Here is a 16,986-nt window from a genome sequence, read left to right on the forward strand (position 1 = left end):
CTGTCTTTTTTCATGTTAAGTAATTAAATTCACACAAATGCACATAATTTGTGGTACAGAGTGGGGAGATGTGGTAAATTATTTGTATAGGCGAGGTGATTGGATGTTCATGGGAGAATTCAGGCATCAGCTGGATGCTAAAGGACGCTTGATTGTTCCCAGCAAATTCAGGGATGCCCTTGATAAGCAGTTCATCATCACCCGCGGCCTCGATCACTGTCTGTTCGGCTATACAATGGAAGAATGGGCACAGATCGAAAAGAAAATGAGCACCCTGCCACTGACGAAAAGGGATGCCAGAAAGTTCATGAGAATGTTCTTTTCAGGCGCAACCGAAGTTGAAGTGGATAAGCAGGGCAGAATCAACATTCCACAGAATTTAAGAGATTATGCTGACTTGAAAAAAGAATGTACGGTTATTGGCGTTTCGCAGAGGATTGAAATATGGAGCACAGAAAAATGGGAGTCCTTCTACGACGATTCGGAATCCCATTTTGAAGATATAGCAGAAGAACTGATTGATTTTGATTTATAGGATGTGAGGATATGTTCAGGCACGATACCGTTCTATTGGAAGAGACAGTGGACGGGCTGAATATACGCCCGGACGGCATTTATGTCGATGCCACATTGGGTGGCGGCGGGCACAGTGCCTATCTTCTCGAACAACTGACGACAGGACACCTGTTCGCTTTTGATCAGGATAGCCTGGCAATTCAGAACGCAGAGGAAAAATTCAAAGATAGTAATAACCTCACACTCATACATTCCAACTTTGAACATTTGACAGAAGCGCTTTCCGAGCAGGGCGTTACGGGAATCGATGGTATATTGTACGATCTTGGGGTTTCAAGCCCCCAATTGGATATTACGGAAAGAGGGTTCAGCCACTCCAAAGAGGCAAGACTTGATATGCGGATGGACCAGAGCCAGTCTCTGGATGCATACGAGATTGTCAATACATATTCCTATGAACAGCTGACCAGTATCTTCTTCAGATATGGGGAAGAGAAGTTTTCCAAGAAGATTGCACGGGAGATTGAACGTCTGCGTGCTGTGAAACCCATTGAAACAACTGTTGAACTTACAGAGATCATCAAATCGCAGATACCGCACAAGTTCAGAAGAACAGGCGGCCACCCGGCCAAGCGTGTCTTCCAGGCACTAAGAATTGCAGTGAATGATGAACTTGGCGTCTTCGAACGTTCTCTTGAGCAGGCAATCGGCCTTCTGAATAAGGGGGGCCGTGTATCAGTGATTACATTCCACTCCCTCGAGGACAGAATCTGCAAGCAGATGTTCATGGAGTATGAGTCCGGACCTGAACTGCCTCGTAATATGCCGATCATTCCCGAAGCCTATGAACCGATTTTGAAGCGTGTCAACAAGAAACCGATTGTTGCAGATGACATGGCGGTGGAGGACAATCCACGTGCACGCAGTGCAAAACTAAGAATTGCAGAGAAGCAGAAATAGGGAGTGTTATTATGGCAGTAGAACGCTATCACCAGACCTTGCCGCGTCCGCATACAGAGCAGGAACAGATCCATGAGACAAGAAAAGCCAGACGCGTCATCGGTATCAAGAAATTTGAAGCACTTGCATACCTGATACTTATGACATTGATTGCAGCAGCTGCAATATACGTACTTTCGCTCAAGATGGAAGCCTATTCGCTTCAGACACAAAATACCCAGGTCGAAAGTGAAATTGCCGTCAGGGAAGGCGAGATCAGTGAACTGAAGACGGAAGTGACAGATCTTGGCTCCTATGAAAGAATCTACGAAAAAGCGAATGAACTCGGACTTGAACTGGACAATGGAAATGTAAAGGTTGCTGAGAAGTATGGCAAGGATTAGAATCAGGCTTGGTGAGAAAACTAAAACGCTATCAGTTGGTGCGCTCCTAATCTACCTTGGTATAGGAGTGCTTTTTATTTGCATATTTTGGCAATTCTCCTATCTGATGATATACAAGACGCTCGATGATGAAGACCTGGTGGCGCATGGACACGACAAGTTTACACGCTCAGCCGTCAGGGAAGCGGAACGCGGGGACATCGTGGACCGCCACGGTAACGTTCTGGCAAGCGATATGGAAGCATACCGTCTGGCATTGATTACGGATGCGGACTACCCGAACCACGTGACAGATCCTAAGGAGACAGCCGAAGCGGTCTCGGAGATAATAGATATGCCGGCTCAGGATATACAGGCACGTATAGAAGAAGGGATCGAGAATGAAAGGTTCCAGGTGGAGCTCGGCAAGGAGGGGCGAGACCTTTCCTACAACCAGAAAAATGCACTGGAGGATGGCAGCATTCCGGGCATCGTGCTGACACCGGAAACGAAACGCTTCTATCCGAATGGGGACTTCGCGTCCCATCTGATCGGCTATGCCGAACAGCAGGGAGACACGGATGAGCTGCAGGGTCAGCTCGGTCTGGAACGGGCATATGATGATATACTCCAGGGGCAGGACGGCACCATAGACTATACGCAGGATCTATGGGGATATATTGTACCGAATTCGGATACGGTAAAACCGCCCGAAGATGGCGCGGAAATGAAATTGACGATCGACTCGAATATCCAGCTGTATCTTGAAGACTCACTCGATATAATGGAGGAGCACTTTGAGCCTGAGGAGCTGTTCGCCGTCGTGGCGGATGCAGAAACGGGCGAAATTCTAGCCAGTGGCCAGCGCCCTTCATTCAACCCGAGAACCCGTGAAGGGTTCGGCAACAGCTGGCTGAACATGCTCTACCAGTACTCCTTCGAGCCGGGCTCGACGTTCAAGGTGTTCGGCCTTGCTGCGGCAATCGATGCCGGTGTCTATGATCCGAATGCACTGTACGAATCCGGGTCCTACGATGTCAATGGATATACGATCCATGACTGGGAAACTGAAGGATGGGGAGAAATCACCTATAATGAAGGCATGCAGTATTCCTCCAATGCACTGATGATGCTGCTGCAGGACAAGGTCGGGGAGGACAAGATGCTCGACTACTACAAGCAGTTCGGCTTCGGCGAAACGACCGGCTCCGAGTTCCCGAATGAGCAGACCGGTACACTTTCCTGGGAAAGCGAACTGCAGAGGAAAACGACATCTTTCGGACAGGGTTCGACAGTCACACCGATACAGATGATCCAGGGCATGACTGCAATTCTGAACGGTGGCAAGATGAAGAAGCCGTATGTCATAGAATCGATCACCGATCCGGATACAGACGAAGTGCTGCATCAGGGCAAGGAGACAGTCGTTCGCCAGGTCATCTCGGAAGAAGCAGCGGATAAGACGCATGAAGAGCTCAATACGCTGGTCGGCGGTTCCATGGAAAGAAACCCGCAGTATCTGCTCGATGACTACGAAGTCGCCGGCAAGTCCGGAACGGCACAGGTGATCGACCCCGAAAACGGCGGCTACATGGATGGACCCTACGAATTTCTGACATCATTCATCGGCTACGCGCCGGAGGATGACCCGGAAGTCATCATCTACTACGGGGTGAAGCTTGCATCGAAAAACAAATCCGATACATGGGACATCGGTGTCATGCCAGGATTCAACCCACTGATGGAACGCACACTCAAATATCTGACAGTCGGGGAATCGGAAGATGAGCAGGAGGCGGAAGTGATCGAAGTCGGTGACTATGCCGGCGAACCTTTGAGTGGGATACCGTTTGCTTCCGACTCCACGATTCAGACCATCGTAGTCGGCAATGGGCAAGAGGTGGTGGACCACTATCCTAAAAATGATAAGCTTCTGCCGTACGATTCGTTCTTCGTCAAAACGGACGGGGACGCGTCAATGCCTGATCTTACCGGCCTGTCAAAGCGTGAAGCTGTGCTATTTGGTGACTTTGTGGGTATTGAGGTCACTGTGGAAGGGGAAGGTTATGTAAACTCCCAGTCCATTGCACCAGGTACTGTTCTTAGTAATGAAGAAGCACTCGAAGTCACACTATCATCGAATGACCCCGAAGATTAGAGGAGGACAAAATGAACTATCTATTTCCAATCATCGCATTCATCAGCACAGTCATACTGGTGCCGGTGACCATACCACTTCTGAAGCGGATGAAGTTCGGCCAGTCCATCCGCGAGGAGGGCCCGAAGAGCCACCAGGTAAAGACAGGAACACCGACGATGGGCGGGTTGACCTATCTGATTCCGGTCATCATCCTGTCCATCATTGCGCTACTGATGGTGGATGATGCATACAAGATGCTTGTTCTCGTCATTGTGACCGTCGGCTTCGGTCTGATCGGCTTCATCGATGACTACATCATCGTCGTCAAAAAGGACAACAGGGGGCTGTCCTCCAAACAGAAGTTTCTTGCACAGATCATTGTTTCAATCATCGTCTATTTCATCATGACCCAGGCCATTACGGATATAGAGACAAGCATCCATATACCGGGCACGGACATCAACATCCCGCTCGGCATACTGTTCATGCTGTGGATCGTCTTCTGGCAAGTGGGATTCTCGAATGCCGTCAATCTGACGGATGGACTCGATGGTCTGGCTACAGGGCTGTCCATCATCGCCTTTTCAAGTTTCCTGGTCATCGCAATCATGCAGGAAGAGATGGCAATCGCCCTTTTCCTCCTCATAATGATCGGCGCACTGCTCGGATTTCTCGTCTACAACAAATATCCAGCAAAGCTGTTCATGGGTGACACGGGTTCGCTCGCACTCGGCGGCATCATCGCCACAGTTTCGATCATGCTCAACGAGAGCCTGCTGCTTCTCCTCATCGGCATCGTCTTCGTCGTAGAGACGGCTTCAGTGATGATGCAGGTGGCTTCCTACAAGCTGACGGGCAGGAGAATATTCAGAATGACACCGATCCACCATCACTTCGAGCTTGGCGGCTGGAGCGAGTGGAAGATTGTCATCGTGTTCTGGACCGCCGGCATCATTGCCGGTGCCATCGGTGTCCTATTGGGGGTGTTGTAGATGACTGCCAGTTTTGAAAATAAAAACGTCGTTGTCCTCGGATACGGCCGGAGTGGCCGGAGTGCCGTTTCGGCACTTGTGTCTCTCGGGGCGGTCGTCACTCTGACAACAAATGAAATCATCGCAGACGAAAAAGTCAGGCAGACGATGAAAGGATGGGGCGTTGAAATCGTCGATGGCCACCATCCGACAAGTCTTCTGAATGATGCCGAGCTGATCGTCAAGAATCCCGGCATCCCGTATTCCATACCGTTTCTTGAGTCGGCTGCCGACAGGGATGTTCCAATCATTACGGAAGTCGAACTGGCATATCACATGTCCGACGCCCCGATCATCGGCATCACTGGTACAAATGGAAAGACGACAGTCACGCACCTGATCGGTGAAATGCTTGAACGTTCAGGCCTTTCGCCAATATTGTGCGGAAACATCGGATACCCGGCGTCGGAAGCAGTACGTGAGGCCGCGAAGGAAGATATTCTGGTCATGGAACTGTCCTCGTTCCAGCTTATGGGCATAAAGGAATTTCGTCCCGACACAGCGGTATTCACCAATATCTACGAAGCCCATATCGACTACCATGGCACCCGGGAAGCCTATGTACAGGCGAAGATGAATCTGCTGTCCAATATGGATCAGCAGCAGACGGTGATATTCAATGGGGCGCAGCGGGAAATGCTTCATGATCCTGCCAGCCTGCATGTCGAATACTTCTCCACTACCGACGGCGGGGAGGCTTCAATAGAAGATGGCATGGTCACATACAAAGGGATGCCATTGATCCACATCGACCAGGTGAAACTGAAAGGTGATCACAACCTCGAGAATATTCTTGCAGCGCTGCTTGCAGCCAAACGGCATGGAGCAACCGACGAAGCGGTCAGGGAAACACTGCTTCATTTCGGCAGTATACCGCATCGCATGGAGCATCTTGGCGAGTATGCGGGTGCATCCTACTATAACGATTCCAAGGCGACCAATAACCTGGCCACTACCTTTGCACTGAAAAGTTTCAAAGATCCGATCATCTGGATCGCCGGAGGGCTTGATCGGGGGCAGTCGCTCGAGTCACTTGCTCCGCATATGGACAATGTGCGCATGGTCATCACTTTCGGCGAGACGAAAGATAAGTTCAAAGCGCTTGCCGAAAGCACCGGGAAGACCGTCCTGATTACAGAGCATCCCCATGATGCAGTACAGGTGGCCGCAAAGCATGCAGAGGTGGGGGATGTGGTTCTGTTTTCACCGGCATGTGCAAGCTGGGACCAGTACAAGGACTATGAAGCCAGAGGCGACCACTTCAAGGAAGGGTTCAGTACGCTTGATAGATGAAGGAAGGGGGTGAGCCGATGAGTGACAGACCGGACATAGAAGAAATGAAGAAAAAGTTGAAGCGCGCGAAGGAATCGGACAGTCATATGCTGGATGAGCGTCTCGACAGCGGCTCTCCTCCCGAGACGCAGCAGAACGAACCGGACGGTGGTGTGCCTGAAGGTGCATCCGATCCTATTGATGATGAGGCCGAAGAGGAGGAGGCGGTTGCCACCTTCCACAGCAGGCTGATGAATGAAAACAGGCAGACCGCGGGCCATTATTTTGTGGACGAAGATGAAATTGAGACTTTTCCCCGGGAAGACAGGCAGCCGGAAAGAAAACGCAGGCTGCCCCGTCCGAAGTTCACCCGTGCACATTTCTATATACTGCTGCTGCTTGTACTGCTGCTGTCCGTCGGTACATTGATATGGTATGTCTTCAGCAGTGCAAGTGACATCAAGACCATCAATATTTCCGGGAATGAACTGATCAGCGATGAAGAGGTACAGGATCGACTGCATTTTGATGAAGGGACGAAAATGTTCAGTGCCGACCTGTCGCAGGCCAGGGAGAACATTGCACTCCTGCCTGCTGTCCAAAGTGTCGAACTGGAACGCAAATGGTGGAGCCAGATCAATGTCACTGTGACTGAATACAGGGCACTCGGGTATGTTGCCAACAATGCCGACTACTATCCGGTTCTCGAAAATGCCCAGATATTGCGGGGCTATCCCTCTGCACCGAAAAAGGCACCCATCCTCCACTACTTCGAAGGCAGGGAATTCAACCAGCTGGTGGAGAATCTGGATAAGGTGGACGCTGAAATACTGGAAGGCATTTCCGAGATATACTACCGGCCTTCCGAGAACTCATCGACACGCATCCATATGTTCATGAACGACGGCCAGGAAATTGTTGCAGACTACCGGACAATTGATGAAAAGATGAACTATTATCCAAGTGTCCGCAAAGAAATCGGGGACCCGAATTCCGGTGTCATCGACTTTGAAATCGGCAGCAGTTTCCTGCCCTACGGCAGCCAGGAGGCAGAGGAAGTCAAAGCAGGCATATATGAAACGCCGGTACAGGCTAAATACATCGAAGATGTAAATCAGGCACTGGCGGATGTAAGAGATCAGCTTACGGATATCGGCGGCGGGGAGTAATGATTCCCCGCCTGTTTTTATACTGGACTATTATGCATAAATAGTTCACAATATAAAAAGTATAATGTAAACTATATGATAGAAAGCTGAAACAGGCTTGCTAGGAGGCAAATGAGTTGAAGGAACATTATTATGTTGCCCTGGATATCGGTTCCGCAAGTGTAAAGGCGGTCGTCGGTGAGAAATTCCATGATGGTGTCAACATCATTGGCACTGGCCAGACCTTTACGGATGGAATATCCAAAGGGAAGATAAAAGATTTTGATCTGGCACGAAATGCCATTATAGATACGGTTAAAAAGGCAAAGATCTCATCTGGAGTCGACATAGATGAAGTCTTTTTAAAAATGCCGATTACTGAAACGGAACTCAAGTTCAGTGAGGAGGAATTGCGTTTTGGCGGCAATTCCACCGAAATCAACGGTACACACATCGAAGACCTTCTGGAAACGCTGCGGGAAAGGGAAATCCACAAGGACCGCGAAGTGGTGACAGTCTATCCTGTCCATTTCAAGGTCGACGACCTGCATGAAGTGATGGACCCGAAAGAAATGATGGCGACCCAATCGCTGTTTGTACGGGCAGGTATTGTTCTTGTCAACAGGACACTGCTCATGAATGCAGTCAAATGTGTCGAGGATGCAGGTCTTGAAGTCCTCGATGTCTACTCCGATGCGGTCAACTATCAGCATATATTGAGCGAATCCGAGGTGGAACTTGGTGGTGTGGCGATCGATATCGGCGCAGATCTCACACAGTTCGGCTACTATGAACGCGGCACATTGAAATATGCAGGCAGTATCGCTGTCGGTGGCAATCACATTACAAGAGATCTCTCGGAAGCGTTCAACACGCCGATGGAGGCTGCCGAAAAGGCCAAGCATCAGTATGGCCATGCTTTCTATGATCTTGCTTCCGAAGCAGACATCGTCAGGCTGCCACAGCGGGATGGCGAGCCGGATATTGAAGTGACGCCAAAGGATCTTTCAGACATCATCGAGATGCGTCTGGAAGAAATGCTCATGAGCGTATTTGAAGCACTGCAGCAGCAGCGGATCACCAAGGTCAATGGCGGTTTCGTCGTAACAGGTGGGACAGCGAACCTGCTTGGAGTCAAAGAGCTCATGCAGGATCTCGTATCCGAGAAGATCAGGGTGCACGTCCCGAACCAGATGGGTGCACGCAAGCCGGAATTCTCAAGTGTTATTTCCACAGTATCAAGCGGAATTATGTTTGATGAACTTCTTGAATATGTTACAATTGATAATTATGACACGGAGTCGGAAGATGCTCGATATGATGCATCTGAAGAGACATCGGGCAGCTTTTTCAATGGTCTTTTCAACAAGCGGAAAGAGCATAATACCCGTCAGCTGGAATCAGGAGAAACCTACAAGTATCCACCTGGCAAAACCAGCGGTTCTGCTCCGGATGAAGCGGAGTATTCCGATTACGCATATGATGAAGCGCGTTCGGATGAAACAGTCACAAAACGCTCTGAAGACACGCCTCAAGGTGAACAGAAGGACTACCGTGGATACATGAAAAAGCTCTTTAAAAATTTGTTTGAGTAAGATGAATGACTGGGAGGAAATGGAAATGTTAGAATTCGAGCAAGGCTTTAACCATATGGCAACATTAAAAGTTGTAGGCGTCGGCGGCGGCGGTAACAACGCAGTCAATCGCATGATCGATGATGGCATGCAGAATGTGGAATTCATTGCCATCAACACAGACGGACAGGCACTGAACCTGTCAAAAGCGGAATCCAAGATCCAAATCGGTGAAAAGCTGACGCGCGGCCTTGGCGCCGGTGCAAATCCTGAAATCGGCAAGAAAGCTGCCGAGGAGTCCAGGGAGCAGATCGAGGATGCCATCCAGGGTGCCGACATGGTATTCGTTACAGCCGGCATGGGCGGCGGTACGGGCACAGGTGCCGCACCAGTCGTTGCCAAGATCGCAAAAGAGATGGGCGCACTGACAGTCGGTGTCGTTACACGTCCGTTCTCCTTCGAAGGCAGAAAGCGTCAGACACAGGCCTCTGCTGGTGTCGACGCAATGAAAGCGGCAGTCGATACGCTCATCGTCATCCCGAACGACCGTCTCCTTGATATCGTGGACAAATCCACGCCAATGATGGAAGCATTCAAGGAAGCGGATAACGTTCTCAGACAGGGTGTCCAGGGCATCTCGGACCTGATCGCCGTCAGTGGTGAAGTCAATCTCGACTTTGCCGACGTCAAGACGATCATGTACAATCAGGGGTCCGCTCTTATGGGTATCGGTGTATCAAGCGGCGAGAATCGTGCAATCGAAGCATCCAAAAAGGCGATTTCAAGCCCGCTTCTTGAAACATCCATCGTCGGCGCGCAAGGCGTACTGATGAATATTACAGGCGGTGAATCTCTGTCCCTGTTCGAAGCGCAGGAAGCAGCCGATGTTGTCCAGGATGCAGCTGACGAAGATGTCAACATGATCTTCGGTACTGTCATCAATCCTGAGCTTGAAGACGAGATCATTGTTACCGTCATCGCGACAGGATTCAATGAAAAATCCGTAAACCGTACACCTGAACGGGAAGAGAAACGTGAATCATTCACCTACCCGACTTCCTCCAGGGAAAGCACGCCGGAACGCGAGCCGGAACCAAGGGAAACAAGGGAAGCAAGCAATGATTCACAAGATGATGATTATGAAGTACCTACGTTCCTGCGCAACCGTTCAAGACGCAGACGATAGAAATAAAGTATAAGTCAGAAGGGCACGCCTTTCTGACTTATTTTTTGAGGTGTGGACATGAAGTTTGATAACCATAGGCACTACGTGGGCACACGGGTCGATGATATACTGCTCGGCTATACGAAGCGGATGGATGGATATAGCGACTATCCATCCAAAAGTTTCAACATGGCCCTATACATCGATGATGATGCCAAAAATGTGCATCAGCATCAGAATATGCTGGCTGCCGAAATCGGTTTTATCCCGGACAAATGGGTGCTGCCGATCCAGAAGCATGGCGGCAATATTAGAGAAGTGACATTGGACGATGCCGGTACGAATGTCCGGGAACTGTCAGATGCTCTTTATGATGTTGATGCTCTATATACATATGACCGAGGACTGCTGCTCACCATGAACTATGCAGATTGTGTACCCGTTCATGTGTGGAGCAGAAAAAATGACTTTACAGCCCTGCTGCATGCCGGTTGGAGAGGGACTTCACATGATATCGTCGGAACCATCGTCAGGGAATATGGGCACAGTCCGGAGGATCTCTCGATCATGATCGGTGTGGCTATCATCGGCACGTGCTATACTGTAGATTCGAGGGTCATCCACGAACTGGAAAAATTGGGGCTGCCGGACGAGGCAGTGGTGGCCCACGAAGCGGGATATGATCTTGATCTGAAAGCCGTCAACCGGCATCAGGCGATGCAGGCTGGCGTGCCTCCCGAGAACATCCATGTTTCAGCACTTGGAACAGAGGACCTGGAACAGTTCTTTTCCTATCGACTTGAAAAGGGGCAGACCGGCCGCGCACTTGCATTCATCGGGAGGTATGAAGATGATCAGAGATAATTATGAGCAGCTGAGTCGGGAGATCGGGGACCAGGCTGTGCTGATTGCGGTTACCAAGTATCATTCGGTAGAGGATGCGCTTACGGCCTATGATGCGGGTATCCGGCATTTCGGTGAAAGCCGTATCGAGGGTTTTCTTGAAAAACGTGAGGCACTGCCCGAGGATGCAGAAGTCCATTTCATCGGTACACTGCAGTCGCGCAAAGTGAAGGACGTCATCGATCATCTCAATTACGTGCATTCACTCGATCGTGCGAGTGTAGCTAAAAAAATTGAACAATACAGCAGTCATACTGTAAAATGCTTTATACAGGTAAATATTTCAGGCGAGACCACCAAGCATGGACTGCCACCGGAAGAAGTGCCCGGTTTTCTTGAAGACATGCGGGCATACAGCAGGGTGAGGATCATCGGACTGATGACAATGGCGCCGCATACTGAAGATGAAGCGGAAATTTCCGAGGTGTTCGAGCAACTCGGAATATTGAGGGATTCCCTGAGAGAAAGGAATTCCGGAAATATACAGGTGGAGGAACTGAGCATGGGGATGAGCAATGACTACCATATTGCCCTCCGGCACGGCGCCACCTATATCCGTATCGGCAGCAAATTAATGGGGAGCAGGTGAAAACCATGGCCATCAAGAAGTTTTTTAAAGATATATTCATTGTGGAATACGAAGAAGACGACAGAGCGAAAGAAAATAAAGAGCAGAAAGCAATAAGCAGCAACGCGAAAGTGACAAGTCTGGAAGAATCCAAAAAAGGACGGACCCAGAGTTCATCTGCAGAAGCATCACCGTCAAAGCCGGAGGAAAAGGAGACGACGCCTTTGAACTACAGGAAGACGGAACGGAAGAAACCTGTCAGAAAGCGCCAGGACAAAGATAGAAAAGCCATTCAGAAGGAAAAGGAGACCACTTTGATGAGTGCAGAAGCAAGCAATACAAAAGTATGCCTGTTCGAACCGAGAGTATTTTCCGAAACCCAGGATATTGCCGATGAACTGAAGAATGACCGCGCCACGCTGGTCAATCTGTCCAAAGTGGACCAGGGTCCGAAAAAGCGGATCGTCGACTTTCTGAGCGGTACGGTGTATGCAATGGATGGTGACATCCAGAAGGTGGGCGCGGATATTTTCCTGTGCACACCGAATAGTGTCAGCGTCGAAGGCGAAATCAGCGAGGATAAAAGTCAAATCGAAGAAATGTAAGGAGAATGATATTGGACAATCAACTGATCATAGAAGTACTGTACTTTATACAGCGTTTTATAAATACTGTATTTCCAATCTTCACATGGGGGCTGATCATCTATATTTTCAGTTCCTGGGTGCCTGGACTCAGGGAATCGGCATTCGGCCAGATTCTCGGGAAGGTCTATGAACCGATACTTGAACCTTTCAGAAAGCTCATTCCACCGATCGGCGGCATGCTCGACCTGTCTCCGATCATCGCCATCATTGTATTGAGACTTTTTCTGAGTGGTCTGAACGCAATTTTCAACGCCATCATCACCGCGATGTACTGAATACCGAAGAAAGGGGGCGCTCCTGCTGGACAATTGGTCATTGACGATTGCCCGTAAGGGCGCCCTTATTGATCTGCACTGGAGGATGGAGATTGAAAGAGATCTATCAGCATTTTAGAAAAGAAGAGCATGAAAAGATCACCATGTATAATGGCAAGTTTGAAATTGCAGAACGGGACTACTACCCGATCCTGCTCGATTTCCTCGATCCGAGGGAGCAGATGATCGTGACCAGCCTTGCCGGCAGCTACCCGGAGCTCAAGATCGAGTTCTATGGCGGGGCCGGCGACCGTGAGCGCAGACGTGCCATGATTATTCCGGAGATGCTCGAAGTATCCCACGATGAATATGATATTACCGTTTTTGAAATGAAGTATCCTGAAAAGTTTGTAACCCTGACACACCGCAGCATACTCGGTGCCATAATGAATGTCGGTGTGGACCGCTCCCTGATTGGAGATATTGTGGTCGGAGACAGTATACAGTTCGCAGTTGCGGCACCGTACGCGGCCATGTTCCGCGAATCTCTCGACCGGATAAGGAATGCGCCCATCACACTTGAAGAGGTGCCCCATGAGTCTTTCATCGACGCGGTGGATGATGGAAAGCCCGCATCGATCCTCGTCTCCTCGTTCCGGGTGGATGCGATCATCTCCGAAGTGATCAATGAAGGACGTGCGAAATCGAAGGCACGCGTCGAGAAGGGCAAGGTGAAAGTCAATCATTCGATTGTTACGAGCCCTTCATTTATAATGGAAACCGGTGATACAGTATCCATCCGCCACTTCGGACGGTTCAAAGTGACGGCACTGACTGCAGAGACCAGAAAAGGAAAGTACCGGCTCGAGGTTAGAGTCTATCGGGATGGGTAATACACAACTGAGGTGAATTTTATGGATAGAGAAGAAGCTGTCAATCGCAGATTCCCCACGGTGTACCGCGGCCTGGATGAGCAGGAGGTGCGGACTCACCTTAGGGCATTGCAGGCGGAGATTGACCAGAGAGATGAAAAGATCAGACAGCTTGAAGGCATGCTGGATGAGAAGGAAGAGAACCTGAACAGCTTCAGAAATGTGGAGACAAGCATCAATGAAGCCATTCTCACTGCCCAGCGTGCTGGGGACGAAGCGAAGCGCACAGCACAGGCAAGAGCTGAAGAGATTCTGAAGTCGGCTGAAGCGGAGCGTGAGCGGATCGTCAGCGAGAGCCTGGCCCGTGCACGTCACATCGCCAGTCAGACGGAGGATATGAAGCGGCAGTCGAAGATCTTCCGTGCACGGTTCAAGATGCTGGTTGAAGCCCAGCTCGATCTGCTGAAATCGGATGACTGGGACTATCTGCTTGATTTTGAAACCAACCAGGAGCATCGGGTGGACGATCTTGAAGCAGCGGAGCAGGACCAGAACGAATGACGTGTTGACGGATCAGCGGATATTTAGCATAATGATAGTATTGTTAGACATGCAGACGCCATTGGCAGCAGAAGCGACCGGGGGAGGGTGGAAGCCCCGGCAGACGATGGCGATCTTGATATCACTAATGATCCATAATTCATATTGGAATCGAGTGGACTCCGGACGGAGTCAATCAGGGTGGTACCGCGGATTTTTTCGCCCCTATTGACACTGTTCCGGAGTTTTTTATGCATTCATCAATTTAAAAGAGGGAGCTAGGAAAATGGACTATAAAGATACTTTGCTCATGCCGAAAACAAAATTCAAAATGCGTGGAGGGCTCGTAAACAAAGAGCCTGAAATGCAGAAGAGATGGCAGGAAGAGAAGCTGTACGAAAAAAAACTGAAGCTGAATGAAGGCAATACGCCCTATGTGCTGCACGATGGACCACCGTATGCCAACGGTGCCCTGCACATGGGTCACGCACTGAACAAGATCATCAAGGATATCATCATCCGCAACAAGCAGATGCGCGGCTACTATGCACCGTATGTACCGGGCTGGGACACTCATGGCCTGCCGATCGAACAGGCACTGACCAACAAGGGTGTCGACCGCAAAAGCATGACCATCGAGGAATTCAGAAATAAATGCATCGAATTTGCCAACTCGCAGATCGATCTGCAGCGCGAGGGATTCAAGCGCATGGGCATCGATGGTGAATGGGATAATCCATACCTGACATACAAGCCCGAGTTTGAAGCGGCACAAGTGCGCGTATTGCGCGATATGGTTGAAAAGGGACTGATCTATAAGGGCAAAAAGCCGATCTACTGGTCTCCGGTCAGTGAATCATCCCTGGCGGAAGCGGAACTTGAATACAAGGACAAGCGTTCCCCATCCATCTATGTCGGCTTCGAAGTGGCAGATGGCAAAGGTGTCGTCGATGCCGGTGCCAGGATCGTCATCTGGACGACAACACCGTGGACGATTCCTGCCAACCAGGGGATTGCCGTGCATCCTGAACTGAACTACGTGCAGTTCGGCTATGAAGGTCAGGAATACATTGTTGCTGAAGATCTGCTCGACCACTTCTGCGAAGAAGTCGATTTCGACAAGGACAAGGTGACGCGTACAAAGGAATTCAAAGGCGAGTCGCTCGAATACATCGCCGCAAAACACCCGCTGTTCGACCGTAAGAGCCTCGTCATACTCGGCGACCACGTGACAACAGACGCGGGTACAGGCTGTGTGCACACAGCACCCGGCCATGGTGATGACGACTTCATCGTCGGCCAGAAGTATGGTCTCGAAGTACTCAGCCCTGTGGATGACAAAGGTGTATTTACTGAAGAAGCCGGCAAATACGAAGGGCTCTTCTATGACGAAGCGAACAAGGTCATCTCGGACGATCTGAAAGCATCAGGCGCCCTTGTCAAACTGAACTTCTACACGCACTCCTATCCGCATGACTGGCGTTCAAAGACTCCCGTCATCTTCCGTGCCACACCGCAATGGTTCGCTTCAATCAGAAATGTCCGCGAAGACATCCTTGAAGCCGTCATGGATACGAAATTCCAGGTCGAGTGGAGTCAGAAGCGGATGTACAATATGATCAGGAACCGTGGTGACTGGGTCATTTCCCGTCAGCGTGTATGGGGTGTGCCACTGCCGTTCTTCTATGCCGAAAATGGCCAGGAAATCGTCGATACGGATGTCATCGAGCATGTCGCATCACTGTTTGAAACACATGGTTCAAACATCTGGTTCGAATGGGATGCCAAGGATCTGCTGCCTGAAGGATATACGCATGAAGGGTCTCCGAACGGGGAGTTCACGAAGGAGACGGACATCATGGATGTCTGGTTCGATTCCGGCTCCTCCCACCGTGGTGTGCTGGATACAAGGGGCTACCTGACATACCCTGCGGATCTTTATTTTGAAGGTTCCGACCAGTATCGTGGATGGTTCAACTCATCCATCATCACGAGTGTGGCGACAAAGGGTATCGCACCATACAAGGAGCTTTTGAGCCACGGCTTTGTAATGGACGGGGAAGGCAAGAAGATGTCGAAATCCCTCGGCAATACCATCCTGCCTGAGAAAGTCATGAAGCAGATGGGCGCAGATATCATCCGTCTATGGGTCATGTCCTCGGACTTCGAGGAGGATGTCAGAATCTCCGATGATATTCTGAAACAGGTGTCCGAAGTCTACCGCAAGATCAGAAACACATTCCGCTTCCTGCTCGGTAACGTGGCCGATTTCAATCCGGCTGAAGATGCAGTGGCGTATGAAGACATGAAGGAAGTCGACCAGTTCATGATGCAGCGCTTCAATGAGATCGTCAACATGATGCTTGATGGCTATGACCGCTATGACTATGTCACCATGTACCAGGCACTCCAGAACTTCATCAATGTCGAACTGTCCAACTTCTATCTGGACTACGGCAAGGACATCCTCTACATCGAGAAGCAGGATGCACATATCAGACGCAGCATGCAGACGGTGCTCTACAGGATCCTCGCAGATCTGAACCGTCTGATGGCGCCGATCCTCGTGCACACGGCCGAAGAGATCCACGACCATACGCCATACACGGAAAAGGAAAGCGTCCATCTCGAGTATATGCCTGGGTCGGCAGAAGTGGACACTGCCCTTGTTGAAAAATGGAAGCAGTTCATGGCTGTCCGTGATGATGTACTGAAGGCGCTGGAAGTGGCAAGAAATGAGAAGGTCATCGGTAAATCACTAGAAGCAAAAGTCTATGTGACCGAGCCGGAAGGCATGAGCTACGATGACATCAACGGTGCGCTCACGCAGCTCTTCATCGTTTCCCAGGTGGAAGTTGTGGATTCACTGCCGGATGGCAAAGCGTACGACCATATCAGCGTCAAAGTCGAGCATGCAGAAGGTAGACGCTGTGAACGCTGCTGGAACTATTCAACTGCCGAATCCATCATGAATGGCGATGATGACATCTGTCCAAGATGTCGTGAAGTTGTCGACCAGCTGTAGGAGGCTAGG

16 protein-coding genes are annotated in these 16,986 nt (G+C 50.1%); all 16 read left to right on the forward strand.

All coding sequences use genetic code 11. The features are described from left to right. Positions 1–103: 103 nt before the first annotated feature. Positions 104–535, forward strand: a complete 432-nt coding sequence (gene mraZ, locus FO441_RS02200) for a division/cell wall cluster transcriptional repressor MraZ (RefSeq protein WP_145285149.1) — start codon at positions 104–106, stop codon at positions 533–535. Between the two features lie 11 nt (positions 536–546). Continuing rightward, a complete protein-coding gene (gene rsmH, locus FO441_RS02205; RefSeq protein WP_145285152.1) occupies positions 547–1,476 on the forward strand; it encodes a 16S rRNA (cytosine(1402)-N(4))-methyltransferase RsmH in 930 nt (309 codons plus the stop codon). Positions 1,477–1,487: 11 nt separating this feature from the next. Then, a complete protein-coding gene (gene ftsL, locus FO441_RS02210) occupies positions 1,488–1,859 on the forward strand; it encodes a cell division protein FtsL (protein WP_145285154.1) in 372 nt (123 codons plus the stop codon). Continuing rightward, complete coding sequence (locus FO441_RS02215) at positions 1,846–3,996, forward strand: penicillin-binding protein (protein WP_145285157.1); 2,151 nt, start codon at positions 1,846–1,848, stop codon at positions 3,994–3,996. The genes ftsL and FO441_RS02215 overlap by 14 nt, the downstream gene beginning before the upstream one ends. A gap of 11 nt (positions 3,997–4,007) precedes the next feature. Next, on the forward strand, positions 4,008–4,970 hold the full coding sequence (mraY, locus tag FO441_RS02220; protein WP_145285160.1) for a phospho-N-acetylmuramoyl-pentapeptide-transferase: 963 nt from the start codon (positions 4,008–4,010) through the stop codon (positions 4,968–4,970). Further along, positions 4,971–6,302 carry a UDP-N-acetylmuramoyl-L-alanine--D-glutamate ligase gene (gene murD / locus FO441_RS02225; RefSeq protein ID WP_145285163.1) on the forward strand — a complete coding sequence of 444 codons (1,332 nt, stop codon included), beginning with the start codon at positions 4,971–4,973 and terminating at the stop codon, positions 6,300–6,302. 17 nt (positions 6,303–6,319) lie between these two features. Continuing rightward, complete coding sequence (locus FO441_RS02230; RefSeq protein ID WP_145285165.1) at positions 6,320–7,450, forward strand: cell division protein FtsQ/DivIB; 1,131 nt, start codon at positions 6,320–6,322, stop codon at positions 7,448–7,450. A 116-nt stretch (positions 7,451–7,566) separates the two neighbouring features. Further along, on the forward strand, positions 7,567–9,024 hold the full coding sequence (ftsA, locus tag FO441_RS02235; protein WP_145285167.1) for a cell division protein FtsA: 1,458 nt from the start codon (positions 7,567–7,569) through the stop codon (positions 9,022–9,024). A 25-nt stretch (positions 9,025–9,049) separates the two neighbouring features. After that, positions 9,050–10,189 carry a cell division protein FtsZ gene (ftsZ, locus tag FO441_RS02240; protein WP_145285170.1) on the forward strand — a complete coding sequence of 380 codons (1,140 nt, stop codon included), beginning with the start codon at positions 9,050–9,052 and terminating at the stop codon, positions 10,187–10,189. 57 nt (positions 10,190–10,246) lie between these two features. After that, complete coding sequence (locus FO441_RS02245; protein WP_145285171.1) at positions 10,247–11,032, forward strand: purine nucleoside phosphorylase YfiH/LACC1 family protein; 786 nt, start codon at positions 10,247–10,249, stop codon at positions 11,030–11,032. After that, the gene (locus tag FO441_RS02250) at positions 11,013–11,660 is read left to right on the forward strand and encodes a YggS family pyridoxal phosphate-dependent enzyme (RefSeq protein ID WP_246094983.1); all 648 of its coding nucleotides are present in this window, start codon (positions 11,013–11,015) and stop codon (positions 11,658–11,660) included. The genes FO441_RS02245 and FO441_RS02250 overlap by 20 nt, the downstream gene beginning before the upstream one ends. Positions 11,661–11,665: 5 nt before the next feature. After that, on the forward strand, positions 11,666–12,244 hold the full coding sequence (locus tag FO441_RS02255) for a cell division protein SepF (RefSeq protein WP_145285177.1): 579 nt from the start codon (positions 11,666–11,668) through the stop codon (positions 12,242–12,244). 11 nt (positions 12,245–12,255) lie between these two features. Continuing rightward, positions 12,256–12,561: a YggT family protein gene (locus FO441_RS02260; protein ID WP_370637520.1), complete on the forward strand. Its 306-nt coding sequence runs from the start codon at positions 12,256–12,258 to the stop codon at positions 12,559–12,561. A gap of 92 nt (positions 12,562–12,653) precedes the next feature. Further along, positions 12,654–13,433, forward strand: a complete 780-nt coding sequence (locus tag FO441_RS02265) for a YlmH family RNA-binding protein (protein ID WP_145285183.1) — start codon at positions 12,654–12,656, stop codon at positions 13,431–13,433. A 21-nt stretch (positions 13,434–13,454) separates the two neighbouring features. Further along, positions 13,455–13,973 carry a DivIVA domain-containing protein gene (locus tag FO441_RS02270; protein WP_145285186.1) on the forward strand — a complete coding sequence of 173 codons (519 nt, stop codon included), beginning with the start codon at positions 13,455–13,457 and terminating at the stop codon, positions 13,971–13,973. A 265-nt stretch (positions 13,974–14,238) separates the two neighbouring features. Continuing rightward, positions 14,239–16,977, forward strand: a complete 2,739-nt coding sequence (ileS, locus tag FO441_RS02275) for an isoleucine--tRNA ligase (RefSeq protein ID WP_145285189.1) — start codon at positions 14,239–14,241, stop codon at positions 16,975–16,977. The last annotated feature ends 9 nt before the right edge of the window (positions 16,978–16,986 follow it).

Source organism: Salinicoccus cyprini (assembly GCF_007713705.1).
Lineage (GTDB): Bacteria > Bacillota > Bacilli > Staphylococcales > Salinicoccaceae > Salinicoccus > Salinicoccus cyprini.

Coding starts and splice junctions, on each gene's coding strand:
- mraZ (WP_145285149.1), top strand. CDS start 104: ATGTTCATGGGAGAATTCAGGCATCAGCTGGATGCTAAAGGACGCTTG.
- rsmH (WP_145285152.1), top strand. CDS start 547: ATGTTCAGGCACGATACCGTTCTATTGGAAGAGACAGTGGACGGGCTG.
- ftsL (WP_145285154.1), top strand. CDS start 1,488: ATGGCAGTAGAACGCTATCACCAGACCTTGCCGCGTCCGCATACAGAG.
- FO441_RS02215 (WP_145285157.1), top strand. CDS start 1,846: ATGGCAAGGATTAGAATCAGGCTTGGTGAGAAAACTAAAACGCTATCA.
- mraY (WP_145285160.1), top strand. CDS start 4,008: ATGAACTATCTATTTCCAATCATCGCATTCATCAGCACAGTCATACTG.
- murD (WP_145285163.1), top strand. CDS start 4,971: ATGACTGCCAGTTTTGAAAATAAAAACGTCGTTGTCCTCGGATACGGC.
- FO441_RS02230 (WP_145285165.1), top strand. CDS start 6,320: ATGAGTGACAGACCGGACATAGAAGAAATGAAGAAAAAGTTGAAGCGC.
- ftsZ (WP_145285170.1), top strand. CDS start 9,050: ATGTTAGAATTCGAGCAAGGCTTTAACCATATGGCAACATTAAAAGTT.
- FO441_RS02245 (WP_145285171.1), top strand. CDS start 10,247: ATGAAGTTTGATAACCATAGGCACTACGTGGGCACACGGGTCGATGAT.
- FO441_RS02250 (WP_246094983.1), top strand. CDS start 11,013: ATGAAGATGATCAGAGATAATTATGAGCAGCTGAGTCGGGAGATCGGG.
- FO441_RS02255 (WP_145285177.1), top strand. CDS start 11,666: ATGGCCATCAAGAAGTTTTTTAAAGATATATTCATTGTGGAATACGAA.
- FO441_RS02270 (WP_145285186.1), top strand. CDS start 13,455: ATGGATAGAGAAGAAGCTGTCAATCGCAGATTCCCCACGGTGTACCGC.
- ileS (WP_145285189.1), top strand. CDS start 14,239: ATGGACTATAAAGATACTTTGCTCATGCCGAAAACAAAATTCAAAATG.